23 protein-coding genes are annotated in these 26,572 nt (G+C 55.6%); all 23 read left to right on the forward strand.

What is annotated here, in order from left to right; translation table 11 throughout:
- Positions 1–11: 11 nt before the first annotated feature.
- Positions 12–3,395, forward strand: coding sequence for an ACP S-malonyltransferase (gene fabD, locus MKX63_RS28505; RefSeq protein WP_341021941.1), 3,384 nt, complete (start codon positions 12–14; stop codon positions 3,393–3,395).
- Positions 3,392–3,631 carry a phosphopantetheine-binding protein gene (locus MKX63_RS28510; RefSeq protein WP_341021942.1) on the forward strand — a complete coding sequence of 80 codons (240 nt, stop codon included), beginning with the start codon at positions 3,392–3,394 and terminating at the stop codon, positions 3,629–3,631. Before fabD ends, MKX63_RS28510 begins: the two co-directional genes overlap by 4 nt.
- Positions 3,618–4,922 (forward strand): beta-ketoacyl synthase N-terminal-like domain-containing protein, encoded by a 1,305-nt coding sequence (locus tag MKX63_RS28515; RefSeq protein ID WP_341021943.1) that lies wholly within the window; start codon positions 3,618–3,620, stop codon positions 4,920–4,922. Before MKX63_RS28510 ends, MKX63_RS28515 begins: the two co-directional genes overlap by 14 nt.
- Positions 4,923–6,155 carry a hydroxymethylglutaryl-CoA synthase family protein gene (locus MKX63_RS28520; protein WP_341021945.1) on the forward strand — a complete coding sequence of 411 codons (1,233 nt, stop codon included), beginning with the start codon at positions 4,923–4,925 and terminating at the stop codon, positions 6,153–6,155.
- A 3-nt stretch (positions 6,156–6,158) separates the two neighbouring features.
- The gene (locus MKX63_RS28525; RefSeq protein ID WP_341021946.1) at positions 6,159–6,950 is read left to right on the forward strand and encodes an enoyl-CoA hydratase-related protein; all 792 of its coding nucleotides are present in this window, start codon (positions 6,159–6,161) and stop codon (positions 6,948–6,950) included.
- A 12-nt stretch (positions 6,951–6,962) separates the two neighbouring features.
- The gene (locus tag MKX63_RS28530) at positions 6,963–7,736 is read left to right on the forward strand and encodes a 4'-phosphopantetheinyl transferase family protein (protein ID WP_341021947.1); all 774 of its coding nucleotides are present in this window, start codon (positions 6,963–6,965) and stop codon (positions 7,734–7,736) included.
- Between the two features lie 39 nt (positions 7,737–7,775).
- A complete protein-coding gene (locus MKX63_RS28535; RefSeq protein ID WP_341021949.1) occupies positions 7,776–8,288 on the forward strand; it encodes a flavodoxin domain-containing protein in 513 nt (170 codons plus the stop codon).
- On the forward strand, positions 8,285–9,052 hold the full coding sequence (locus MKX63_RS28540) for an electron transfer flavoprotein subunit beta/FixA family protein (protein ID WP_341021950.1): 768 nt from the start codon (positions 8,285–8,287) through the stop codon (positions 9,050–9,052). Before MKX63_RS28535 ends, MKX63_RS28540 begins: the two co-directional genes overlap by 4 nt.
- 64 nt (positions 9,053–9,116) lie before the next feature.
- Positions 9,117–10,142, forward strand: a complete 1,026-nt coding sequence (locus MKX63_RS28545) for an electron transfer flavoprotein subunit alpha/FixB family protein (RefSeq protein ID WP_341021952.1) — start codon at positions 9,117–9,119, stop codon at positions 10,140–10,142.
- A gap of 4 nt (positions 10,143–10,146) precedes the next feature.
- Positions 10,147–10,425 carry an acyl carrier protein gene (locus tag MKX63_RS28550; protein ID WP_341021953.1) on the forward strand — a complete coding sequence of 93 codons (279 nt, stop codon included), beginning with the start codon at positions 10,147–10,149 and terminating at the stop codon, positions 10,423–10,425.
- 11 nt (positions 10,426–10,436) lie between these two features.
- On the forward strand, positions 10,437–11,516 hold the full coding sequence (locus MKX63_RS28555; RefSeq protein ID WP_341021955.1) for a 3-oxoacyl-ACP synthase III family protein: 1,080 nt from the start codon (positions 10,437–10,439) through the stop codon (positions 11,514–11,516).
- A 16-nt stretch (positions 11,517–11,532) separates the two neighbouring features.
- Positions 11,533–12,570: a hypothetical protein gene (locus MKX63_RS28560; protein WP_341021956.1), complete on the forward strand. Its 1,038-nt coding sequence runs from the start codon at positions 11,533–11,535 to the stop codon at positions 12,568–12,570.
- A 20-nt stretch (positions 12,571–12,590) separates the two neighbouring features.
- Positions 12,591–14,222, forward strand: coding sequence for a class I adenylate-forming enzyme family protein (locus MKX63_RS28565; RefSeq protein WP_341021957.1), 1,632 nt, complete (start codon positions 12,591–12,593; stop codon positions 14,220–14,222).
- A gap of 55 nt (positions 14,223–14,277) precedes the next feature.
- Entirely contained in the window at positions 14,278–15,432 is a 1,155-nt protein-coding gene (locus MKX63_RS28570) for an acyl-CoA dehydrogenase family protein (RefSeq protein ID WP_341021958.1), read from the forward strand.
- Entirely contained in the window at positions 15,425–17,050 is a 1,626-nt protein-coding gene (locus tag MKX63_RS28575; protein ID WP_341021961.1) for an amino acid adenylation domain-containing protein, read from the forward strand. The genes MKX63_RS28570 and MKX63_RS28575 overlap by 8 nt, the downstream gene beginning before the upstream one ends.
- Positions 17,051–17,053: 3 nt before the next feature.
- Positions 17,054–17,347, forward strand: a complete 294-nt coding sequence (locus MKX63_RS28580; protein WP_341021962.1) for an acyl carrier protein — start codon at positions 17,054–17,056, stop codon at positions 17,345–17,347.
- 5 nt (positions 17,348–17,352) lie between these two features.
- A complete protein-coding gene (locus MKX63_RS28585) occupies positions 17,353–20,307 on the forward strand; it encodes a non-ribosomal peptide synthetase (RefSeq protein ID WP_341021964.1) in 2,955 nt (984 codons plus the stop codon).
- A gap of 3 nt (positions 20,308–20,310) precedes the next feature.
- Positions 20,311–21,681: a coproporphyrinogen-III oxidase family protein gene (locus tag MKX63_RS28590; protein ID WP_341021965.1), complete on the forward strand. Its 1,371-nt coding sequence runs from the start codon at positions 20,311–20,313 to the stop codon at positions 21,679–21,681.
- The gene (locus MKX63_RS28595) at positions 21,678–21,926 is read left to right on the forward strand and encodes a phosphopantetheine-binding protein (protein WP_341021966.1); all 249 of its coding nucleotides are present in this window, start codon (positions 21,678–21,680) and stop codon (positions 21,924–21,926) included. The genes MKX63_RS28590 and MKX63_RS28595 overlap by 4 nt, the downstream gene beginning before the upstream one ends.
- 6 nt (positions 21,927–21,932) lie before the next feature.
- The gene (locus tag MKX63_RS28600) at positions 21,933–22,676 is read left to right on the forward strand and encodes a response regulator transcription factor (RefSeq protein ID WP_341021968.1); all 744 of its coding nucleotides are present in this window, start codon (positions 21,933–21,935) and stop codon (positions 22,674–22,676) included.
- Positions 22,673–23,704, forward strand: coding sequence for a sensor histidine kinase (locus tag MKX63_RS28605; RefSeq protein ID WP_341021969.1), 1,032 nt, complete (start codon positions 22,673–22,675; stop codon positions 23,702–23,704). Before MKX63_RS28600 ends, MKX63_RS28605 begins: the two co-directional genes overlap by 4 nt.
- 86 nt (positions 23,705–23,790) lie before the next feature.
- Positions 23,791–24,558 carry an ABC transporter ATP-binding protein gene (locus tag MKX63_RS28610; RefSeq protein WP_341021970.1) on the forward strand — a complete coding sequence of 256 codons (768 nt, stop codon included), beginning with the start codon at positions 23,791–23,793 and terminating at the stop codon, positions 24,556–24,558.
- Positions 24,548–26,506 carry an ABC transporter permease gene (locus MKX63_RS28615; protein WP_341021971.1) on the forward strand — a complete coding sequence of 653 codons (1,959 nt, stop codon included), beginning with the start codon at positions 24,548–24,550 and terminating at the stop codon, positions 26,504–26,506. Before MKX63_RS28610 ends, MKX63_RS28615 begins: the two co-directional genes overlap by 11 nt.
- The last annotated feature ends 66 nt before the right edge of the window (positions 26,507–26,572 follow it).

Here is a 26,572-nt window from a genome sequence, read left to right on the forward strand (position 1 = left end):
AGGTACGGAAAATGCACAGCGAAATGGTGTTTATGTTCTCCGGGCAAGGCTCACAGTACCACAAGATGGGGTATGAATTGTTCGAAAAGCAGCCGGTATTCCGTCAATCCATGGAGCGTCTGGACCGGATCTTTCATGAGCTGACCGGCAAAAGTGTGATTACAGAGCTGTATCTGGGCACGAAGCGCAAAGGCTCCAAGTTCGAAGATATTGTCTATTCCCATCCCGCAATCTTTATGGTTCAGTATGCGCTGGCAGAAACATTGGCGGCAGAGGGCATCACCCCGCACTATATACTGGGTGTCAGTCTTGGAGAGTATGTTGCACTGGCTGTAGCTAAAGTGCTGACGCCGCAGCAGGCACTGGAGCTGATCGTGAAGCAAGTAGAGCTGCTCCGCGCAAACTGCACTACCGGTGCGATGATTGCCGTACTGGATCATGAACAGCTCTATCACGAGAACGTAGAGCTGAACTCCCGCTCGGAACTGATCGCGGTGAATTTCGACCAGCATTTCACCATTGCCTGCAGACGCGAGCAGGTTAAGGAAGTTCAGAAGTTCATCAAAGAGCGCGGCGTAGCCAGCCTGAAGCTGCCGGTCAATTACGCCTTTCACTCCTCATCTATCAACGAACTGGAGGAGCCTTACCGTACATATTTGCAGAAAATAGAGTACAAGTCTCCGGCCGGGGAAGTCACTCTGGTATCCTCTATGGCCGGAGGAATCGTGCAGAAGGTTGATGAATCGTTCCTGTGGGATGTGCTGAGGAAGCCGATGAACTTCCGGGGGGCACTTGAGAGTCTGGCTGCCGGGGGAGAACGGTTCTTTCTTGATCTGGGTCCTTCCGGCACCCTGGAGAATTTCAGCAAATACATTTTGGGGAAAAAGCAGTCCGGGCAAATCCGGTCCGTAATTACGCCCATGGGCAGTGAATTGAAGAAGCTGAATGAGCTCGTTGCTGAATGTACGCAAATGAACCTTGAGAAGGAGGCGGAGGAGCCGCTGATGAGCAAGAAAGCCTATTTATTTCCGGGACAGGGTGCACAGTTCGTTGGCATGGGAGGCAGTCTGTTCCAGGAGTATCCCGAATATACAGCGATTGCGGACCGGGTGCTTGGTTATTCCATTGAAGAGCTGTGCCTTAGAAACAGCAGTAACCTGCTGGATACTACTGCTTATACGCAGCCTGCGCTCTATGTCGTTAATGTGCTGTCCTATCTTAAGGAATTACAGAAGGGAAGCGGAACACCGGATTACGTAGCCGGACATAGCCTGGGTGAGTACAGTGCGCTCTATGCGGCGGGTGTGTTCGATTTCGAGACTGGACTGAGAATTGTGCAGCAACGGGGCGCACTGATGAATTCAGCCACCGGCGGCGGCATGGCCGCGGTCATCGGGCTGACAGAGGAAGAGGTCCTGCGGATTCTAGCACAGAACAGTCTCGACCAGCTGGATGTGGCTAATCTTAATACACCTACGCAGATCGCTGTCTCCGGTCTGAAGGAGGATGTCGAAGCCGCCAAAGAAATCTTCGAGAAGAGCGGTGCTTCCGCTTATGTGATTCTGAATGTCAGCGGTGCTTTTCATTCCCGGTATATGCGCCCTTCAGCGATGCAATTCCGGGAATTCCTCAGCCAGTTCGAGTTCGCGCCGCCGTCTATTCCGGTCATTGCCAACCTGACAGCCCGGCCGTATTCGGCAGACGGCGCTCTGCACTATATGACCGAGCAGATGATCAGCAGTGTGAAATGGTCCGAATCTGTCCGTTATCTCATGGGCAGGCACCCGGACATGGAGCTGACCCAGATCGGGCCGGGACATGTGATCGCAGGACTGGTCAGCAAAATTCAGCGTGAAGCCGGACCGCTCATCGTCGATGATGCCGCCGAAGCGGCACTGGCCATCGCGGAAGCAGCCGCGACCGCCGAAGCAGATACGCTGCCGGACACGGATGACAAGGCTGCGGTGCCAGCCGTGGCCGTAACTCCGGAAGCTGACGAAGCTGTGGAAATCTTGGAGGCTGCAGAAGCTGTGACGCAAGAGCAGCCAGCCCTTGGAGGAGCTCTCACCGGGACCGGGCTGGGAAGCCCGGTATTCAAGCACCGGTACGGATTGGACTATGCATATCTGATGGGAGGCATGAATGACGGAATATCTTCACAGGAGCTGGTTGTGCAGGCCGGGAGAGCCGGCTGTCTCGCCTTTCTGGGAGCCGGCGGCATGAAGGCAGCGGAGCTTGGGAATGCAATCCGCCATATCCGCCGGGAACTCGGGGACAGCAAGCTTCTTGGGGTGTCGGTCACCTATCACCCGATCTATCCGCAGCAGGAGGAGCAGCTGATTGATTTCCTGTTACAGGAGAAGATCAGGCTGGTTGAAGCCTCCTCTTACCTCACCTTGACGCCAGCACTGATTAAATACCGTCTGCTGGGCCTTACACGGGCGGAGGATGGTACTGTGCAGAGCAGCCACAAGATCATCGCCAAGGTCTCTCGGCCCGACATTGCCTCCATGTTCATGTCGCCGGCTCCGGCCCGCATCGTGGACAAGCTGCTGGCACAGCGGCAGATTACGGCGGAGCAGGCGGAGCTGGCCAAGCTGGTTCCGGTTGCGGATGATCTCTGCGCGGCCGGAGATTCGGCCGGGCCGACGGATCAGGCCAACCTTCTGAGCCTGCTGCCGACGCTTATCCGGCTGAAGAAAGAGCTGGCGGTCACCTTCGCTCCGGTCAGCAGGATGCATATCGGCGCTGCCGGAGGCATCGGAACACCGGAAGCCGCCGCAGGACTGTTCCTGATGGGTGCTGATTTCATTCTGACCGGGTCGATTAATCAGTGTACGGTGGAGAGCGGCACCAGCCCGGAGGTCAAAGAGCTGCTGGCGCAGGTGAGTGTGTACGACATGGCATATGTGCCTTCCCGGGAGCTGTTCGAGCTGGGCGGTAAGGCCCAGGTGGTCAAGAAAGGGCTGTTCTTCCCGGCTAGAGCCAACAAATTATATGAGCTGTACCGCAGCACCGCCTCTATTCAGCAGCTGGACAGCAAGATGAAGTCCCAGCTCGAAGACAAATACTTCGGCCGGCCTTTGGCGGATGTTCTGGAGTCCAGCCGCCAGGCGATGCCGCCTGAAGAACAGGCTGCTGTCCAGGCAGATCCGAAGCAGCAGCTTGCCGCTGTTCTCAAATGGTACATGACCCGGGGCAGGATTTCCGCCATCGCCGGGGATTCCGGCAACAAGGTCAATTACAGCATCATGTGCGGCCCTGCTATGGGAGCCTTCAACCAATGGGTGAAGGGAAGCCCGCTGGAAGTCTGGAGAAACCGCCGGGCGGGCGATATAGCGGTCAGGATCATGGACGGGGCAGCCCGGATTCTAAGAGGAGAGGGATACGAATGAGCAAAGATCAGGTACTGGAGATTATGAAGCTGAAGATGATCGATATCCTGCCGGACTTAACGCCCGGCCAGATCCGCAGAGAAGTGAGCATGAAAGACCTGGGCGCGAACTCCATTGACCGGTTCGATATTATCTCCGACACCATGGACGAATTGAAGCTCAAGATACCGCTGCTCCAGTTCGGAAGTTTCAAGAATATCGGAGAGGTCGTAGATTTCCTGCATGAGAATCTCTGAGCGCGCACCTGGTTACCGGTATGCTGATTACCGCCCGGTATACGTTACCGGGATGGGGATTGTCAGCGCGGCTGCAAGCGGCACCGAAGCCTTCAGCCAGGCGCTGCGGCACGGACGCAGCGGAATAGGCTATCTTGAAGGGTTAACCTATGCGGACGGGCAACCGCTGATCGGTGCAGCCCTGCCGGAGGAAGGGCTTGAGCCAGCCTTCCTCTGTTATAAAGGGGATTTATCGCGGAATGCCGGCCGGTTATTCCGTATCTCCGGCAAATCGGTTAAGGCCTCAGCACTGGCCGCTGCCCAGGCCTGGCAGGAGGCGAAGCTGAATATAACCAAGCCTGAGGCGGAGCGGATTGGACTGCTTGTAGCCGGAAGCAATATTTCACCGGCAATCAGCTATGCAGCCATGACGGCATGCGGGGGGCAGCCGGAGCTGCTCCATCCCCGTTATGCTCTGAATTACATGGATACCTGCCAGCTCGGGGTACTAAGCGAGATGTTCGGCATCCGCGGAGAAGGGGCCACGGTTGGCGGGGCTTCAGCTAGCGGCAATGCGGCAGTGCTTAGAGCAGCGCAGATGATTCAGCTGGGCATAGCCGATGTCTGTATGGTTATTGGTCCCCTGGCTGATCTGTCCCCGCTGGAGCTGCAAAGCTTCCTTAACATAGGAGCCTACGGCGGCCGGAGCTTCCATTCGGCCCCTGCTCATGCATGCCGTCCCTTCGACAGCCGGCATGAGGGCTTCATCTTCGGGCAGGCCGCCGCCTGCCTGATCCTGGAGGGAGCCGACAGCGCGGAGGCCCGGGAAGCAGAGGTGCTGGCCACCATTGCGGGAGGCGCAGCTTCGCTGGATGCCCATAGCCTGTCCGATCCGAATGAGGACGGACAGGTGCGGACCATGGAGCTGGCGCTGCGTACCGCCGGACTTGGCCCCTCAGGGGTAGATTATATCAATGCGCATGGCACCTCAACACCGCTGGGGGATGTGACAGAGCTGAGATCCATCGCCCGGGTATTCGGCAGCCACACGCCTGGCCTGAGGCTGAATTCGACCAAAACACTGACCGGACATTGTCTGTATGCGGCCGGAGTAGTTGAAGCCGTGGCGACGATTCTCCAGATGCAGGGGGAATATCTTCATCCACTGCCTTGGCTGGAGGAGCCGGTTAGCCCGAATTACCGGTTCGCCGCGAGGCAGGCGGAGCCTGCAAGCATTACCTGCGGGCTCAGCAATTCCTACGGCTTCGGGGGAATCAACACCGGGATTATTATCAGAAAAGGAGCAAGCTGAATGCGTGTGGGGATTGAGAGCATCAATTTTTACGGAGGACCGGCGGTCATTCCGGCCCGGACGATCTTCGAGGGCCGGGGGCTGGACCTTAGCCGGTTCGACAACCTGATGATGGACCGCAAGTCGGTGGGCGTAGCCTGCGAGGATGCTGTAACCGGCGGGGTCAATGCGGCGAAGCCGATCATTGACGCTCTGAGCGAAGCGGACAGAAACCGGATTGAGCTGGTCATTACAGCCAGCGAGTCGGGCGTCGATTTCGGTAAATCACTCAGCACCTATATCCATGACTATCTGGGCCTCGGCCGTCATTGCCGGTTATTCGAGCTGAAGCAGGCCTGCTACGGCGGCACCGCCGGACTGCATATGGCTGCGTGCTTCATCGCCTCGGGGGCGTCTCCGGGAGCCAAGGCACTAGTCATTGCTACCGATGTTGCCAGGGCGGCTGCCAAAAGCACCTATGGGGAGCCGACCCAGGCTGTCGGAGCCGTAGCGATGCTGATCAGTGCCAATCCTGAGATTCTGGAGCTGGATTTCGGCGCTACCGGCCATTACAGCTATGAGGTAATGGACACCTGCCGTCCGCTGCCGGAGATCGAGACCGGGAACCCGGATTTATCGCTGCTGTCTTATCTGGACTGCCTGGAGAACGCCTACAAGAATTATAAGGACAAGGTGGACGGTGTCGATTTCCGTGAGACCTTCGATTACCTGGCCTTCCATACGCCGTTCGGCGGTATGGTCAAGGGCGCGCACCGCAAGCTGATCCATGATGAGCTGAAGCTGAGGGGCTCTGCGGTCCAGCAGGATTTTGAGCAGAGAGTGGCCCCCTCCCTGACCTACGGCATGCAGGTGGGGAATGTCTATTCCGCCGCCTTGTACCTCAGTCTGTGCAGCTTGATTGACCAGGCGGATATTCAGGATTACCGCAGAGTCGGGTTGTTCTCCTATGGCTCTGGCTGTTCCTCTGAATTCTACAGCGGGGTGATTACACCGGAATCCGTCAGGAAGCTAAGCGCAATGAACATACAGGGGCATCTGGACAGCCGTTACGAACTGACCTTTGAGGAATACGACGATATTCTGGATCAGAACGTGGAGTGGCTGTTCGGAATCCGCGATAAGAAGGTGGATTTCTCCAGATTCAGCGGGATTTATGATCACTTCTTCAAGGGCAAGGGTTACCTTGTGCTGACAGAGGTCGATGATTTTCACCGCAAGTATGCGTGGAGCTGAACCATGGTTATGGACTATCAAGCCATTGCCGTTAGCCACCTGGGCGATGGACTGTACAGCATCCGGCTGAGCCGTCCCGGGTCCAGGAATAGCCTGTCTGCCGTTCTTGTATCCGAGCTGCTGGCTGCCTTGGGAAGACTTGAAGCGCTGGACGGCTGCAAAGCTATTGTTCTGGAAGGCACCGGCGGTTATTTCTGCACAGGGATGAACTTCCAGGCATTCGTGGACGGGGAGGCTGCCGGAGGAAGCGCTGATTCCGGTGCCCCACCCTCCGCAGACTTTATGCAGCTCTTGAAGAGGCTCGGCAATCTGTCCAGGATGGTGATTGCCAAAACCGACGGGCAGGTGCTTGCCGGCGGCATCGGACTTATGGCCGCCTGCGATTATGTCATCGCCACACCGCGCTCCACCTTCGCTCTGCCGGAGGCGATCTGGGGCCTCGTTCCCGCACTGGTCAGCCCTTATCTGATCCGACGGACAGGCTACTGGCAGGCGTACAAGATGACGCTAACCACACTGCCATTGTCTGCGGAAGAAGCGCTGGGGTGCAGACTGGCTGATGAGGTGACCGATACCCCGGATGCCGCCGTCCAGCGGCTGTACCGGAGAATCAGCCGGATCTCGCCGCAGACAGTCCGGGAAATTAAGGGCTATTTCCGGGAGATGTGGATCATCAACGAGCGGATGGAGAAGGCTGCCGTGGCGGAGATCGACAAGCTGACCGCATCGCCGGAGGTGAGGGAGAACATTCAGAATTATGTACGTTATCAAAGATTTCCTTGGGAGAAAGAATAGGGGTGCAGACAGGTGCAATATACAGCGTTCGCAAGGCAATATGAACAATTTCTCTCCGAGACAGTGAGAAGATGCCATCTGGAGCTGGAAGGACCGGAGGGACGCTACGGGCTGAAGCTCAGCGTGGTCTCCTTGCCGCCGGAGGACGGTCCGCTGGACTATCTGAGTGCGGCGGAGAAGGAGCAGTATTTCGGCTTCCAGTATCCCAGAAGACGCAACAGCTATCTGCTCGGCAAGCTTGCCGCCAAGATGGCTGCGGCCGGGGAAGAGGATGACCTCGCCGGCATCCAGATTGAACACGGTATTCTGTGCCAGCCGATAGTGTCCGGAAGTACCCGGCGGATTACCATTACCCATTGCGATAGGCTTGGGGCTGCGGTGGATTACGATCCGCGTCTCATGGCGGGCGTCGATATCGAGCTGGTGGACGAGAAGGCCGTGGAGGGGATCAGAAGAATTACCAGTAAGCAGGAGGAGGAGCTGATCAAGGAGTCCGGGCCTCTGCTTGCCCTCCCGAACTTTTTGACTCTGCTCTGGACGGCCAAGGAAGCGATGTCCAAGGTCATCCAGACCGGCTTCACCGTTCCCACTGAGCTGTTTGAAGTCAAATCATGCAGCCGCAGCGGACGGGGGGCCATCAGCCAGTTCAAGAATTTCACGCAATTCAAGGCAATATCCGTTCTGCGGGAGGAATATGTTTTTACCATTGTGCTGCCGGCCAAGGCGATGACTGATTCCTCGGAGGCCTTGCTGCTGCAATCCCTGCAGGAGCTGCTGCCGGACTAACCGGCAGACCATAACATTTACATTTTCAGGAGGTGCTGTATGAAAAGTCTTGTCCTTTACACGAGTGTCTATGGAAGCACGAAGCAATATGCGCAGTGGATCGCGGAGGAGCTTGGAGCCGATCTGGCAGACATCGGGAGCTTCGACATGAAGCAGGCAGACCGGTATGACACAGTGATCATAGGCACGTATGTCCGGGTTCAGAAGCTGGTCATCGCCGATTATCTGAAAAAGGTGTGGGGTCACCTGCAGGATAAGAAGGTCATCCTCTTCTCCGTCTCCAAGACGCCTGTACAGAGCGAAGCCACCGTCAAAAACTATACCAAAAGCATTCCTGAGAAAATCCGTGCCGGCCTTACGTATTTCCCGCTGGAAGGACGCTTCAACTTCGAAACACTTGCCGATAAGGATAAAACCATGATGAAAGTCGGCCAGAAAATGACCCGGCTGTTCATGGGCAAGGAAATGGCGGAAGAAATGGTCCGGAACTGCGACGATGTGCGCAAAGAGAATATTTCGCCGATTCTCCGGGAATTGCGCCAGCCTTCATGAGCAGCGGAGCAGCCTTCCAAGCTACGGAGGGATGGCATATCGCCGTCTGTGTCAAGCAGGTACAGACCGCAGGCTCCGGACTGGCGCTGAATCCGGCGGACGTCTTCGCCCTCGAAGAGGCCCTGCGGATTAGACAGCGCCTGGGCGGGAGCGTGACCGCGGTCAGCATGGGTGCGGCATCCGCAGCCAAGACCCTGCGGAGCTGTATCGCACTTGGAGCGGATCGGGGGGTGCTTCTGACCGACAAGCTGTTCGCGGGCGGAGATACACTGGCAACAGCGATTGTCCTCGCCCGGGGACTTCAGCTTCTGGGCCAGCCGGATCTGGTCCTGTGCGGCACGCACTCCACTGACGGGGAGACGGGTCAGGTCGGCCCCGCGCTGGCGGAGAAGCTGGGAGTGGCCCACACCACGCATGTGCAAGAGATTCTTGCACTGGAGGAACGCTTCATCATCTGCAAGCGGATGACGGAGAATGGTTCTGAAATCGTACAATTGGCGCTCCCGGCCCTGATTACGGTGCACCAGGGCATCAACCAGCCGCGAATGGCTACCGTGAAGGGCATTCTGCAAGCGGGCCGCTCTGAAATTACAAGGCTGTCCGCCGCAGAGCTTAGTCTGGACAAGGCAGCCTGCGGGCTTGCAGGTTCCCCAACCCGGGTATTAGCTGTGCGTAATGCCGTAGAAGGGCAGGTACAGCACACCGTCAGCGGTAAGAGCCTTCACGAGCAGATCCAGGAGGTCGCCCGGCTCGTCCTTGGGTAAGGATGCTCCAGAGCGGAACCCCGCTGTATATCTTCGCTACATTCATTAGGATAAGGAGGCAGCCATGCCGAATCAGTGCCTGCGGGCCAGAGAATACGAAGGGATCATGATTGCCTGTGAATACAGTGACGGAATACTCCATCCGGCCGCTTACGAGCTGCTGGGCTGCGCCCGTGAGCTGGCTGCGAAGCTGCAGACGGATATTGCCGTGGTGCTTACCGGCAGCGGAGCCGCCGCAGATGCAGACTCTTGTATCCGACATGGCGCGGACACCGTCTATATACTGGATCAGCCCGTGCTAAGTCCGGTTAATGAGGAGCTTCATACTGCTCTGCTGTATCAGCTAGTGATGGACAAGAAGCCGGAAATTCTGTTATTCTCCTCCACCATACATAGCAAATCCATCGCGGCCACACTGGCCTCCAGATTGAATACCGGCTTAACCGCAGACTGCACCGGGCTGGATATTGATCCGGCCCAGCGCATGCTGCTGCAGATCCGTCCCGCCCGGGAAGGGACGCTGATGGCCACCATCTGCTGTCCGGAGGCCAGACCGCAAATGGCTACCATCCGCCCCGGAGCCATGCTTCCCGCGCCGCCGGGTCCGCACCGCACGGGCCAGGTCATCCGCCCGCAGCTCAAGCTTCCGCAGACGCTCCGCACCTCCGTCCTTGAGGTCATCCGCACCCGTGAAGCTGCGGATTCCTCCTCCGCTTCGGGTATCATCGTTGCCGCCGGGCGCGGCGTGTGCAGCAAGGAGGGCATGGATCTGGTCCGGGAACTGGCCGCATGTCTGGGTGCAGAGCTTGGTGCTACCCGGCCCGTAATTGACCAAGGCTGGCTGGACTATTCCCGGCAGATCGGCTTAACCGGCCGGAATGTCAGCGGACGGATCTATCTCGCTGTCGGCATATCAGGAGCCGTTCAGCACACCGTGGGCATCCGCAGAATGGACACGGTCATTGCCATCAACAAGGACCGGAACGCGCCGATTCTGGGACTGGCTGCCCACGGTATTGTGGCCGATCTGTTCGAGGCCGTCCCTCTCCTGATTGACCAGGTTAGACACAATATGACAACAGGCAGGTGAGCATATGCAAGAGCGGATAAGCTTTACACAGTTTCAGCAGATTTTCGCCGGATATTTGGGAATTGAGTCCTCCAGACTGACCCCGGAGGTCAATCTGCTGCTGGAGCTGGGGATCGATTCTTTATCCTTAGTGAACGCGATGCTAAGACTCGAGAGAGAGTATCAGGTCATGTTCAATCCCGAAGACCGCGTGATGACCCGGACATTGGGCGAAGCCTACGAACGGTTCAATCACTATCGAAGCCTGGGCGGGGACTTGCAGACCGGCAGTCTATCATCTTAATGGAGAGGAACATGACTATGTTGAATCTGTCTATACGCGCCTTATCCTATTACATCCCAAAGGGGCGCATGAACAACGGGGAGATTGTAGAATGGTTCGCGGAGAATTATTGTCAGGAGCTGCCCAAGGATGATCTGGAGCAGCTCGTGTACGGCAGCAAGCGCAAGCTCGATTTCCTGGAGATAGAGACCCGCTCCTGCTCTGTGGACTACAGGGAAGACGGCTCGGTGCAGATGGCTGTGAAGGTTGCCCTGGAAGCAATCGGCAAGGCGGGGATCCCGGCAAGCGAAGTGGACCTGCTGCTGTTCGTGGGCGTCTGCAATCCGTTCCGTGAGCCGTCGTATGCCATGATTCTCGCACATGAGCTGGGGATGAGCCGGAGCAATTATTATGACATCAACGATACCTGTAACGGATTCCTCAAAGCGATGGAGCTGTCCAGTCTATACATATCTTCCGGCAAATACCGCAATATTCTCGTGGTAACCAGTGAGAATCCGCTGGAGCTGCTGGAGGCCTCCAATTACGCAGGCAAGGTCAGCAGCCTTGCAGACGCGGATTACAAAATGAATCTGCTGTTCGCCGGGGCAGGCGCCGCCGCGATGCTGCTGGGTGCCGATCATGGCGAACGATCTATCCGGTATTACGGGGAGCAGCGGAATCATGAGGATTGGGAGCTGTCCCTTTATGTATCGCCCAAAATCCATATGCCCGTACCAAGCTTCGCGGAGATGGATTTCATGAGCCGGTCGGACGGCCGCGGGATTGCCGCCAAGGTCATTCGCGATATGCCGGGCTTTGTTGAAGAATTCCTGGACGGGCACGGGCTGAGTAAGGACAGTATCGATTATATCTTCTCCCACCAGCTCGGCCGCAATATTACCAATTCACTGCTGAATAAGCTGGAGGTGCGGACAGATAAGGTTTTCCCTGTCAATACGTTTCCCCTGAACGGCAATATGGGCAGCACTAATATCCCTGCGGGCCTGGCTATTGGCGAAGAGCAGGGGCTGCTGCATAAGGGAAATTCTATTCTGCTGCTGGGCAGCGCATGCGGCTTAACGTATGCAGCGGCGTATCTCATATGGTAGGAGAGGGAGGAGAACGATGAAGACTGCGAATTTCCCCGTCCCTAAGCTGATTGTAAGAGAACCGCTTGACCTGGAGATTATCCGCAAAAGAGTCGCTTACGGCAACTATTCCTGCACGGACAAGCTTGTGCCCATGATCCGGGCACGGGGTACGAATCTACAGAGGCAGGAGGACGGGAATCTGCGTATCATCGGCTGGCAGCGGGATATTACCCGTATGCGAAAGCAGGATGTCTCCCTGTCGTTCATGATCCATCTGACGGTAAGCCCGGAAGGGCTGATTCTGGAAGCGGCGGTGGACGAGCTTTTTAACGGCGGGAAGGGTGTATTGTGTTCCAGAGAGTATCTGGAGCGGAAGCTGAAGGAGGAGCTGGAAGGGGAGCGGTTCGACAGGAAGCTCGCCGCCAGGCTCCGGTTTGACCGGTTTAAGTGCTTTCATATTTATGAGATTATGAGCGGGATTTACAGCTCCTACTTCATGTATAGGCAGCAGGTGGAGGAAGGAGGCACCGGTGCATTATTTTACGAAGAGGATATTGTGGATATTTATGCTGCGGACGGCAATCTGTACTTAACCGGGCTTCAGGCCTTCAGCGGAAAAGAGGAGCTATCGTATACGGTGGTCCTATATGATGTGTTCAATCATATCACCTTCGACCAGGAGGGGTACATGAAGCTGAAATCGCCGGTTCTGGCCGAATTCTATCTGAATGGAGAGCTGGTCCACACGGATGAGATCTATCAGAAGGAGAATGACTATATCTTCATCCGTATGCAGAAGTTCCTGTTCGTCTGTGTGGAGAAATTGAAGGCGGAGCTGTTCCCGGACTACGCGGACAAGATGATGAATACCAACCTCGCACCCGGCGCGTTCATCGGGATTATCATGCAGGCCATCGGCATCCGTTCATTCTCGAACAATTTCAATTATATCCAGTATATCATGACGGCTATGCAGCGACCCCGCAAACGGCCGGGCTGTATCGGCGCCATTCTGAACGAGGAAGAGGCCGCGCAGCATTTCGAAGGCTTTGATCTATCCTATCTGGGCTGATAAAGGAGACAGGTACACCAATGATCCATTATGAACGTTTGACCATTGATTGCGTACTGGATACGTTACGGCGGGATTACCCCGGCAAGCCTGCCGTGGTGTTCGAGCAGGAGACCGTAACCTTCGCGCAGTTGTATGATTATGCCGCCACGATCGCCGGCAATTTGCTGGACCTCGGCATCCGGAAGAATGACAAGGTGGCCGTACTGCTGCCTAACAGTCTGGAATATCTGTATCTCTACTTCGCCCTGTTCCGGATCGGCGCATGGATCGTTCCCGTCAGCACACGTTATGAGCCGGATGAGATCAGGCGGATTCTGGAGGATTCCGATGCGGAGACGATCATTTATCAGGACCGGCTGGGCATTTTTAATTATGAAGAGATTCTGTTGAAGGAGCTGCGTCCCCAGCTGCCAGCTATCCGCAATTATATTGTGCTGGGCGATGAGCCTCAGGCAGGCAGTCTGCCGTTCTCCTCACTGCTGAGCCCTCTGACCGTTCCGCTGAATAACAGGCTGCTTGAACCTGCTCAGCCTGACGATGTTGCGATTCTGGGCTACACCTCAGGAACCACCGGCCACCCCAAGGGTGTGATGATCACTCACCGCAATCTGGTGGCTACCTCTTATTACGGCGGACAATTGCTGGATATCCGGGAGGATATCGGCTTTTCGATTGCTCCCCTCTATGCTGCACAGGGCTTCAATGCCGTGCTGGTCTACTTCGTCTCCTGTATTACGATGAAATGGATCACCAACTTCAACCCCAATGATATTCTGAGCCATGTCGCCAAAAATGGAATTAACCTCTTTCACACCCAGCCGACGATGTGGAGCCTGATTCTGGCCATGCCCTACTGCAAGCCGGGGCTGTTCCGCGAGCTGCGCAAGGTCGTGGTCTCCGGTTCGTTGTGCACCCCTTATCTGGCCCGCTCCATCGAGGAGACTACCCAATGTACGCTGATTAATGCCTACGGCATTATTGAAGCTACCGGTCTGGTCACCATGACGCGGCTGGATGATCCGCCGGATGTCCGGCTGCACACCGTAGGCAGGCCGATTGAAGGCTTCGAGGCCAAGATTGTGGACCGGGACCGCAAGGAGCTGCCGAAGGGCGAGATCGGTGAGCTGGCCATCCGGGGCTATCTGATGAAGGGGTACTACAAGAATGAGGCTAAGACACGTGAGGTGATCGATGAGGAAGGATGGCTGTACACCGGGGATCTGGCTTGTTATTACAAGGACGGCGTCAACATTTGTATTGCCGGACGGATCAAGGATATGGTCATCCGCGGCGGCTTCAATGTCTATCCGGCAGATATTGAAGAATGTGTACTGCACATGGACAAGGTGGAGGATGTGTCGGTAGTCGGGGAGCCGGATGAGATCCTGGGCGAGGCGCTGGCTGCTTTTGTCATCCCGAGGCCCGGAGTCCTGCTGACCGAAGGTGAAGTCAAGGCCTACTGCCGCGGCAAAATCGCCAACTACAAGGTACCCGACCGGGTGCACCTCGTCTCCCAGCTGCCGGTGCTGGAGTCCGGCAAGGTGCAGAAGAATGTCCTCAGAAGGTGGGCCGTGGAAGGAATTCCGGCGGAAAGCCAATTTCTGCTGAATGACGTCATCGTCAGAGGTATGGGCGGAGAGAACCTGTAACATTAACTTGTATTCATTGTATGTTCATAAATCTCAGGGTTGAGGGGCGCTTAATGTGGATTTCAGCTATACCGAGGAGCAGCGGCAGATCTGCAGCCTTATGGAGGAATGCAGCGGGCGATATTTGAACGACGGAGTATATGAGGATGATGAGCACGGCACCTTCCGCAGGGATAAATGGTCCAGAATCGCAGATACCGGCTTGCTTGGACTTCCCTTCCCGGAGCGTTACGGCGGCGCAGAGCAGGGGATGCTGACTACCGCGCTGGCGGTGTACTCGCTGGCGCGGCACTGCCATGACGAAGGCCTGGTGTTCTCGGTGTGCGCACAAATGTCGGCGGCACAGGTACCCCTCTGGGTGTATGGTACCGGAGAACAGCAGACAAGGTATCTGGCACCGCTGATCGGCGGCAGATTCATCGGCAGCAGTGTCATTACAGAGCCTGGGTCCGGGTCCGACTCTTCTGCCATGACCACCTCGGTCGAGAAGCTTGCGGACGGGTATCTGCTGAATGGCGTCAAGACCTTTGCCACACTGGCCCCGGAAGCCGATATCCTGCTGGTGTACGGCAAGCATGCGAACGGATTGCCCATGCTGGATGTGTCTGCTTTTATTCTGGAGGCACAGCAGGAGGAGTACAGGATTGGCCAGATCTTCGGCAAAATGGGTCTGCGGACCAGTCCGATGAGTGAGGTTCTGCTGAACCAGACCCGCATTCCGGCTGACAGGCTGCTGGGACGGGAGCGGCAGGGGATGGGAATCTTCTTCAAGGCAATGCTGTGGGAGCGGATTATCGTCAGTGCTTATCATGCCGGAGCCATGGAACAGCAATATGAACAGACGTATCATTATGCAAGCAAGAGGAAGCAGTTCGGACAAGCTATTCTCTCCTTCGAAGGGGTCTATGACAAGCTGGTCCAGATGCGGCTCCGGCTGGAAACGGGCAGGCTGATGCTGTTCAAGGTATGCGCCGACTTCGATCAGGGACGCTGCGGGATGCACAGTGCTTCTATGCTGAAGCTGCATACCTCCGAATCCAAGGTGCAGAACAGTCTGGCGGCTGTACAGATCTGGGGGGCTTACGGATATGTGAAGGAGAGCGCCCCGGAGAAGCAGATGCGGGATTCACTGGCCTCCAAGCTGTACTCCGGCACAAGTGAGATGCAGAAGAAAATCATGATGGAAGGTCTGGGGGAAGGGTATGAGTGATTATCTGCTTCAGCATTACCTGATCCGCAGCGCCGAACGCTGCCCGGAGCGGACGGCGTTGTATCATGAAGGCCGGGAGCTGACCTATGGCGGTCTCTACCGTCGCAGTCTGCAGATTTCCGATGCCCTGATCTCCGCGGGTATGCTGCCGGGGGAGACTGCTGCAATCTGTCTGGACAAGTCTCCGCAGGCGATATGTGCCATGTTCGGCGTGCTGTTCGCCGCAGGAGCGTATATTCCGCTGGATACGACCTATTCTCCTGTTCAGCGGATGCTGACCATCCTGGAGAGCAGCGGGACGCAGTACCTGATTACGGAGCGCAGGAATCTGAAGAAGCTGTTGAAGGAGGGAGACTCCGGGCAAGCAGAACATTTAAGATCGCTGCATGTGCTGCTTCTGGATGAGAAGGAGGCAGAGTCAGAGGATGACAATGAAGATGGAGCGGATGACTGCAAAGCCGTTCATGTGAAGACAGGGCAGCCGCTGCGTGACCTGCAGAGCGGCAGAAGGCTGCCGATCAGCGAGGATCTGGCCTATATTCTATACACTTCAGGCTCCACTGGAGTGCCTAAGGGAGTGATGATTACCCATCTCAATGCCAGAACCTTCATTGACTGGTGCTGCAGCTACTTCAAGCCGGAAGAGCAGGACCGCTTCTCAGCGGTAGCGCCTTTTCATTTCGACCTGGCGGTCTTCGATATCTTCGTGCCGGTTGCCGTGGGGGCGACTCTGATCCTGCTGGGCACTGAGGTCATACAGCATCCGGCACGCTTCCTTGCCGCAGTCAGGCAAGAGCGGATTAACTGGATCTACACCGTGCCTTCCTTGTGGAATGCCGTAGTCAAATACGCCCGGTTCCCCGAAGGCGGTCTGCCTTCGCTGCGCGGCGTGCTGTTCGCGGGAGAGGTTCTGCAGCCGAAGCTGCTGCTGCGGATGATGGAGCTGCTGCCGCATGCAGATTTCTACAATTTATACGGACTAATAGAGACCAATGTCTGTACCTGTTATCCGCTGACGGCTCAACAGATTATACGGGATACCCCGGTGCCGATCGGTTATCCCTGCGGGAATACCGGTGTGGTGGTAATCACCGCTGACGGCCGTCTTGCAGTCAGCGGTGAGGAGGGGGAGATCTGTGTCAGAGGCTCCATCGTCATGAAGGGATACTATCGTAATCCACAGCTTACAGAGCAGAGCTTCCGCCGGGTTCCCCCGGAGTGGGGGCTTGGAGACAGGCTCTATTGTACCGGGGATATGGCTACAGTGGACGAGGATGGCGCTATGGTCCTGATTGGACGCCGGGACGCTATGATCAAGCGCTCAGGCTTCCGGGTTGAGCTGCCGGAGATTGAGCGCGTGCTGCATGAGCTGGAAATGATCCTTCATGCCATAGTTGTTGATATCCCGGACAGCGAAGGCTATCCGCTGATCTGTGCCGCAGTGATCGTGCAGGATGCAGGCAGCTTCACTGTTCTCGGGCTGAAGCAGGCGGTCGGCAAGCGGCTGCCGGGCTATATGGTTCCCGATCTGGTTCATGTATATGACCGCTTCCCGGCCGGGAGCAGCGGCAAGGTGGACCGGCAGCAATTGAAGCTTGAGTTCAGCAGGCGGCTGTGATGGATGAAGAGAGAGGAGAAGATGCAGATGCAGAACATGCTGTATGAGATTATCGCTGGCGTATGCTATTTCGATCAGGAGGAGTTGCATCCGGGCTTATCGATTGCCGACGATCTGGCCATCACCTCGGTGATGATCGTGGAGTACATCGCCATAGTAGAGAGAAGGCTTGGCATTAATCTGGAGAAGCATGTGGACGAGCTGCTTGGCTGCGAGACGCTGGGCGGACTGACCGGGCTTACGGAAGAGCTGGGCCGGGAGCAGTCTGCGCCGGACACAATGCACACGGGGAGGTAATAGTGATGACGGAATCCCGCTGCGGCCGTTCTTCTGCTTCTGCTAATGCTGCCACACTGCATGAATGCTTCGAGCTCCAGGCAGCCCGGCAGCCGGGACAGACTGCTATCGTTACAGCAGGAGAATCTATGAGTTACGGGGAGCTGAACCGGCAGGCCAACCGCCTGGCGCATAAGCTGATTGCCCGGGGTATCCGGCCGAATGACCATGTCGGGGTTATTGTGAACCGGAATAAGCATCTGATTGTGGCCCTCTTGGCTGTGCTAAAAAGCGGGGCCGCATATGTACCGTTAGATCCCCGTTACCCGGACAGCCGCAAAAATTATATTTTGCAGCACTCGGGGGCGGTTGCCGCAATCTGTGAAAGCGGAGAACCGCTGGATGTGCCCGTTCAATTCACACTGGGAGCTGCTGACCTTACGGCAGATCCGGCAGCTTCCCCCTCTTCCGCTGATAATCCCGGTCTCCCGGTCCAGGGAAGGGATCTGGCCTATATCATGTACACCTCCGGATCAACCGGTATGCCCAAGGGTGTGATGATTGAGCACCGCTCTGCCGTTAACCTGATTGGCTGGGTGAACCGTGAGCTCCATATGTCCAGCAGGGACAAGGGATTATGTGTAACCTCGGTATGCTTCGATCTGTCCGTATATGATATCTTCGGCCTCCTGGCCGCTGGCGGCATGATTGTCCTGTGTGCGGAGTCGGAAATTACCAGTCCTGCCGGCCTTATCCGCATCCTGCTGGAACAGGGAATTACGTTCTGGAATTCTGTTCCTGCGACCCTGCAATATCTGATCAGGCATGCGTCGGAGCAGCTGCCGGATTTCACCCAAATGCAGCTGCGGCATATCTTCCTGAGCGGAGACTGGATTCCCCTGGAGCTGGCACGGAGCTATTCCCGTTACTTCCCCCGGGCCAAGCTGACCGCACTCGGCGGAGCTACGGAGGCTGCGGTCTGGTCCATCTATCATCATGTTGCTGAGGTCTGCGGGAACTGGACGAGTATTCCCTACGGCTTGCCGGTTGAGCAGAATGTCTGGTACATTCTCGATGATTCCGGGCAGCCGGTGGACGCGGGCGAGACCGGGGAGCTATACATCGGAGGGATCGGGGTGGCGCGCGGTTACATTAATGACCCGGACAAAAGCGCACGGGCCTTCCTGCCCGATCCCTTCGGCAACCCTGGAGCGGACCGGATATACAGGACAGGCGATCTGGGCCGGATGAGGGAAGACGGGATGATCGAATTCCTCGGCCGCCGTGACGATCAGGTGAAGATTCGCGGTTACCGCGTCGAGACGAAGGAGGTGGAGAAGCGCCTGCTGGACTATCCGGGAATCCGGGATGCAATCGTTACGGCCAGGAGCCAGGGTTCGGGGGAGAAGCATCTATGCGCCTATCTGACTGCAAGCCAGCCAGACATTCCAGTCACTGCGCTCAGGCAGCATCTGGCTGAGCACCTGCCCGTCTACATGATTCCGTCCATATTCGTCCGGGTGGAGCAGCTCCCGTTGAATGCCAACGGCAAGGTGGATAAAAAACAGCTGCCCGAGGTCACCCTGAATGCCATGCTCACGGACAGTGTATACATTCCCTGCACCACTCCGCTGCAGCAGTCCATCCGCCAGGCCTGGGAGGCGGTGCTGGAGCTCAAGGAGCCTGGCCTGCACCATGATTTCTTTGAAATCGGCGGCAGCTCGGTGGAAGCTGTCGCGCTGCACAGCGAGCTTGCTGCAAGAGGCATAACTCTTGCGTATGAAGATCTGCTGAGCAGCTCTACTATCGGAGCGCAGGCTATGCTTGCTGAGCAGGGACTTGCCGTGTATACCACGGCTGCTGCAAGCCTTAGGGGTGACGCTTACCATAAGGAGGTAGCGGCTGGCGCCAGCTTCCCGGAGCAGAGCAACGTCCCGGGAAGCCCGATCATACCGGCATCCGGCATCCAGATATGCCGCGCTGCCCAGCCGCAGCCTTTTAACGACCTATATTACAAAAGCTGTCTCTATAACTCACTGTTCCCTGTGCTGAACGTCTTCGGCAGAAACCTGAATACATTTCTGTGCAGCGATATATATGTATATCGCCTGGAGAGTTCTGAGGCCGGACCGTCGTCCATCTCTGCGGTCTGTCTTGAATCCGCCACACCCGAGGCGCTGCTGGAGCAGTTGCGGCTTACCGTCAGGTACGAGGCCCCGCTGGAAGGGAAGGCGCTGAAGCAGAGGCTTATTGCGGGACTTGAGCGGCAGAGCCTGTTCATTCTGTGGGTGGACAGCTTCTATGAGCCGGCCCGCAGGGACACCTACCGGAAGAAGCATCTTGCCCATACGCTGCTGGTCTATGGCTTCAATGAGTTGCAGGATCAGTTCCTTGTGCTGGAGCACAGTCATAAGGATGCGTTGAATTACAGGGAACGGATGCTTACAGCAGGTGATCTGCTGAATGGTTGCCAAGGCTATCTCCAGCATCTCATGCTGCCGGAGCAGACATACACGCTGATGGAATTCCCGCGTGACCAGCAGCCTTATCTTTATGATAGGCTGCCCGATATCTATAAACTCCGCAGCCTGTACCGCACCTGCCAGGATGACTTGGCCGGAGGTATCGCGGCCTTGTCTGTCTTCCTTGCGGATTATGCCGCTCTACCGGGGAATCCCGAAGAGCCGCATACCCGGCGGCTGATCGCCGGTCTGAATACCATCATTGATTTCAAGCGGGCGGAGCAGTACCGGCTGGAGCGTCTGTTCACAGATCAACCTGCCGCTGCCTCCATCGCGGGCGGGATTATCCGCGCATGGCTGGATATCCGCAGCGATCTCATCCGCTGGAGTAAGGGTATTCAACTGCCGGAAGACTGGCGGACTGCCCATGAACGGCTGCTGAAGGATATCATGCACAAGGAAGAGGAGCTTATAGTGAGACTGTGCAGCCCGGCAAGAACGGGCAAGGAGGGAGCTTAGAACGTGAAACTGGCCACAGAGCATCAACTGCATTATCTGTCACAGAAGTACAACGAATATAATCTGCCGATGTATCTGAGCTATCCGGTGGACAGCCACTGGCGCCAGCCTGCGGATGAATCCGCCATCGCCCTTACCCTTAATGAACTGGAGGAGGCACAGGTCTACGTACATATCCCGTTCTGCAAATCCATCTGCTACTATTGCTGCTGTGACCGGGTGCTGGGCGGCAGAGAGGAAGATCAGGATCTCTATATCGGTGCGCTGGAGCAGGAGCTGGAGCTTAAGCTGGCAGAACGCAGCCGGAAGCTGAGGTCCGGCAATATCCACTGGGGCGGCGGAACACCGGCTTATCTGAATGAACGGCAGATCGAACGGCTGTACGGGAGTCTGAGCCGGTATGTGGAGCCGCTGGATAACGCCAGAGTGAAGCTGGAGGCCTACCCGGACAAGCAGATTGTAAGCGAAGGGAAGCTGCGGCTGCTCAAGGCGCTGGGCTTCAATTATATCAGCTTTGGTGTTCAGGATTTCGACACCCGGGTCCTGAATGCCATTCACCGGGAATGCGATCTGGAAGAGACACGGGAGATTATAGGACTTGCCCGCAGCATGGATTTCACGGTGAATGTTGATCTGTGCTACGGCTTGCCCTATCAGGGTCTCGGAGAGTTCGAGCGCACACTGCGGGAGATTGTCAAGATCGCTCCGGACAAAATTGTGGCCTTCCCGTACGCCCATTATCCGGCCATCTATCCGCTGCAGCGCAAAATCCCGCTGCTCAGCCTGCCCAATTCTTACATGGTAGCCCGTCTTTTCGAGTTGGCCAGGGAGGTGCTGTCGCCGGATTATACCATGATGGGCAGCGATACCTTCATCCGCAATATTGGAAGAGAGCGGCATCCGGGACCGCAGGTGGTCAGGGATTTCATGGGCTCCTCGGAGATCGGCAGCCCGGAGCTGCTGGGACTGGGCAAGTCGGCCGTCAGCAAGACCGGCAGGCTCTATTATAAGAACACCACGGCTATGGACCGTTACCGCTCAGCGCTGGATCAGGGCAGACTCCCTGTAGAGTCCGGCAGAACCCATCAGCTGTCGGAGGATGACCTGGTTCGTGCTGAGCTTATCCTGCAGCGGCTCCTCGGCGGCATGTCCATCGACAAAGCGGCGTTCACTTCCAGCTGCGGCGCAGATTTCGACACTTACTTCCAGCAGGAAATCATTCAGCTTCGTGCCATGGAGCGGGACGGGCTCCTGGAAGGGGTAGATTCTCCGCTGATTCAGGTCACACCAAGCGGTACCTATTTCATCCGGGCGATTGCCCATGTTTTTGATCCCTATTACAAATCCCCCAGTATTGGAGAAAACAGTATATGAAAATCACAGAACAAGTTACAATGATCGTAGCGGGTCTGACCCGCGTTCCTGCTGTGGAGCTGCGCCCGGACACTGATATCTTCGAGTCCCGGCTGCTGAGCTCTCTGGGTCTGCTTGACCTGGTGGACAGACTGGAGCGCGAATTCAAGATCATTATTCTGCCCGAGGAACTGATACATGAACACTTCGCAAGCATCGGCACGATCATCGGGTTTGTCGGCCATAAGCTCGCGGAGGCTTCATAACAGGGAATGATCCAGGGAACTGCGGGCTGCGGAGAGGTGAGCGAATTGTTCAAGATTATGATCGTCGAGGATGATATCAAAATCCGTACGCTGATGACTGATATCCTGCGCAAGTACAGCTATGAGGTGGTGGAGGTTGCAGATTTCCAGGCGGTGGAGAAAATCTTCGAGCAGGAAGCGCCGCAGCTGGTGCTGCTTGACCTGAACCTGCCCTACTATGACGGCTTCTATTATTGCCGCGTATTTAGAAGAAAGACTACAGTTCCGATCATTATCATCTCCGCCAGGGATGAAGAGTCCAGCCAGGTGCTCAGCATGGAGCTGGGCGCCGATGACTACATCGTCAAGCCGCTGAATATTCAGGTGCTGCTGGCGAAGATTATGGCCATTTTGCGCCGCAATTACGGGGAGTACGCGGGTAAGTCCGAGCCGCTGCCGGAGCCGCTCCCCATTCATTTGGATGACCGCAATTTCAGCATCTCCTGCAAGGGCGCGGTGGAGGAGCTGAGCAAGAACGAATATAAGCTGCTGAAGAAGCTGATGGAGCAAAAGGATACCATCGTCACCCGGGAAGAGCTCCTGGAGGAGCTGTGGGACGATGTGCATTTCGTGGTGGACAATACGCTGACGGTCAATGTAACCCGGGTCAAGAGCAAGCTTGCGAGTCTCGGCTTTCAGGATGTCATCAGGGTCAAACGGGGCGTGGGTTATATTTTTGACTCATCGGTGATGGGAGGGACGCGTAAGTGAGTATCAGGCTGTTCCGGTCTTTTGCGCGCGACCATTTATCCTTTACCCTTGTCTATTTCACGAGCCATGTGCTGGTCAGCGTCTACTGCTATTTTTATGTCAGCAACAGCATTCAGCTTCTGTATCTGCTCAGTATTTATCTGTATATTTTCATCCTGTTCATGGGCTTCCGGTTCATCCGTTACGTCTCCACCCACCGGGAGCTCCAGCGCTTGTCCGAGAATATCGAGATTGAAGAGAAGGGCTTCTCGGCCGAGCAGCAGTCTGCCATCCGGCTTATTCACCAGCTTCACCACAGCTACCAGGACCAGATCTATGAGGTCAAGGCCCGGGCCGACAACACCCATAAGTTCATCTCCCAGTGGATACATAATCTCAAAACACCCTTGTCGGTCATCGACCTCATTCTTCAGAATTACAAAATGAATCCCACCGGCCATGCCCTGGCCCTCCAGCATATAGAAGAGGAGAAGGACAAAATTCTCAGTATGCTGAACCAGATGCTGAAGTTTTTCCGTCTGGAGCATTTCACCCGCGATTACAACCCGGGACCGGTCAAGCTGCTGGAATCGCTCCGTCATCTGATCAACAGCAAGCGCAACCAGTATATCTATAACAATGTGTACCCGGTGATTGAATGTGAGGACGAGCAGATCACCGTTATGACAGACAGCAAATGGAATACGGCGATGCTTGATCAGATTATCTCGAATGCGATCAAATACTCTGACTCCAGGGGAGAGGCCAAGTCCATCTATTTCCGTCTTCAGCAGGAGGGCGAGCAGGTGGTACTGTCCATCCGGGATGAGGGGATCGGGATTGAGCCTGTAGATTTGCAGCGGGTCTTCCAGCCCTTTTTTACCGGAAAAAACGGACGTACCCATCATCAGGCTACCGGCATCGGCCTCTACGTCTGCTCGGAAATTGCCCGCAAGCTGGGCCACCGGCTCACGATTACCTCTGAAGCAGGTCAAGGCACTGAGGTGCAGATTTCGTATCTTTCAAAAATGAAAGACAATATAACTTAAATGGATGGATGTGGAAGCCCCGATTCCCTACAATAGAGCTACCGGAAAGAAAAACGATGAATAGATGATTAATGGGAGATGAAGCTGTGAGCGTAGTACTGGAAGTCAAAGAGGTTAAGAAGGTATATGGTGTGCAAAACGGTGAGCATTCGACAGTGGCACTGGATTCCGTAAGCTTCAACGTAGAGAAGGGGGACTTCATCGGGATTATGGGACCCTCCGGGAGCGGCAAGACCACCTTGCTGAACATCCTCAGCGGAATCGGTAAGCCGAGCTATGGCGAGGTTCTGATCGGGGGCAAGAACATTACCTCCATGGATAAGAACCAGATGGCCCTCTTTCGCAGACAGCATCTGGGCTTCGTCTTCCAGGAATTCAACCTCATGGACAGCCTGACGCTGAAGGAAAATGTGATGCTGCCGATGATTCTCGACAAGCGCGATAAAGAGCATATGGAGTCTAAGAGCGAGGAAATCATGAAGCTGCTGGGCATCGACGAGATTGCCGGCAAATACCCGTACAACATATCCGGCGGACAGCAGCAGAGAGTGGCGGTGAGCCGCGCGCTGATTAATGATCCGGACATTATTTTCGCCGATGAGCCTACAGGCAACCTGGATTCCAAGTCGTCGAATGCCGTGATGAAATGTATCGAGAAGATGAACCAGGAACGGGACAGCACCATTCTGATGGTTACGCATGATGCCTTCGCAGCCAGCTTCTGCAAGAAGATTATCTTCATTAAAGACGGTGCGATCAGCATGGAGATTGTCAGCAGCGGAGTCCGCAAGGAGTTCTTCGATCAGATTCTCGACTGTCTGGCCATCATTGGAGGGGAAAGCAATGACCTTTAGAGACGTTACGATTAAAAATTTCAAGCGCAATGTCCGCAATTTCTTCTCCTACTTCATCTGCAGCGCCTTTGCGATCACGATTTTTCACCTCTACGCTGCGCTCTTATTCAATAAAAGCATCCGTGAAGGAGCGACGGAGGATGTCATCCAGATTGTCCTGATGCTAAGTCTGGTTGCGCTGACGCTCTTCTCCGTATTCTTCATCAACTATGCGCATTCCTCCTTCATCAAGGCGAGAAGCAAGGAATTCGCCATCTTCATGTCACTCGGGATGCATAAAAATGATCTGCAGAAGATCATCCTGCTGGAGAATCTGATCATCAGCGTGTCCTCGCTTATCGCCGGAATCATCACGGGTGCGATCTTCTCCAGGCTGTTCCAGAACGTAGCGATCAATCTGCTGGATCTGCAAGGCGTAGCTTATTCACTCAGTGCAGCAAGCTTCATTGTTACTGCGGCTGTCTTCACGGTAATCTTCGCTGCCTCGCAGCTGATCTCAAGCGTCAAGGTCGGGAAGCTCGATATCGCAGACCTGATGAAGGATTCCCGCAAGCAGGATAATCAGGCGAAGGCAAGTGATGCCAAGCTGGGGCTGCTGGGGGTAGGGCTGGTTATAGCGTCCATTCTCTTCCTGATCTTCATCTCGAACGCTGAGAGCCTGAATACCAACCCCTTCATGATTATCACCTATGTTCTGATGAGCTTCATCGGGATCTACATGGTGATCTCCCATCTCGGGAATACACTGATTACCTTCCTCAAGAACAAGAAATTCTACTACCGGCACATCCTGTCGATCACAGAAATCAATCACAAATTCAATCAGAACAAACGGATCATGTTCATCCTGAGCATTCTTAGCGGAATGACGATCTTCCTCGTCGCATCCCCGTTCTCCTTACTGCAATTGTCAGAGAGCATCGCCGAGCGGAATAAATATGATGTGGAGTATATATCCGTTGCCGGTGTACATGTGCTGGAGAAAGACCAGCTGGAGCAGGTGCTGAAGACATCCGCTGAGCCGCTGAAGTCAATCCAGGAGACCCACTTCCTGAATCTGCGGATGAATCTGGAAGGCGATAAATACGATATCCTGAAGACGAAGCCGATCATCTCGCAGGAGATGTATAACAAGCTGACCGGGGAGAAGGTATCGGTGGGCGCAGGTGAGGTTCTTAACATTGTGACAGCCTGGGAGCCGGGTACCCACGGCATCGGAGAAGGAGAGAAGATCCAGTTCACCGACGGCAAGCAGACCTTCGATTACAAGGTGAAGGCCTCTTATCACGGCAACTGGTTTGCAACAGCCAGCTCGTATCCGACCAGCTCAGGCATCGTAGTGAGCAACGAGGATTACAAGAATATGGAGTCCAAGGTAGGTGCGGCGGCAACCGGAACTCATTACGGAATTGATTTTGCAGCCTGGAAGGGGACGGACGGGGTTATTCAGAAGCTTAAGGATACCCTGGATGCTACAGACAAGGACGGAAGCGGCAAGATGTTTGCCGTTGCATCCAAGGTAGATGCCTACAAAGCGCTGAAGAAGAACTATTCGCTCTTTGTATTCGTCACCTCATTGATCGGCGTATTATTCTTTGTCGCTGGCGGAATGGTGCTGTACTTCAAGCAGTATACCGAAATCGGGAACGCCACCATCTTTTTCAGGAAGCTCTACAAAATCGGGATCAGCGACAAGGAGATCCGCTCGGTCGTCTCGGCAGAGCTGCTTATCACCTTCTTTGTCCCGCTGCTGCTTGGCAGCATCCTGGGTTATTCGGTCATCTATCTGATCACCCATGTGATGAGCGGATCGGACATCGTTGGGGAGTTCATGAAAAATACCACTATTGTTGTGGCGGTCTATATCGTGTTCCAGCTCAGCTTCTTCTTCATCACCAAACGCAAGTACAGCCAGGAGGTTGTCCGCAAGCTGACCCGTGCGGCTTAAATTGGCAAGTAAGAGCTCCGGCTGAGTTATTTCCTGCAACTCCACTCAAGCAGCGGTTTCTCTAAG

Origin of the sequence: Paenibacillus sp. FSL R7-0179, from assembly GCF_038002265.1 — a bacterium.
Classification (GTDB): Bacteria; Bacillota; Bacilli; order Paenibacillales; family Paenibacillaceae; genus Paenibacillus_AQ.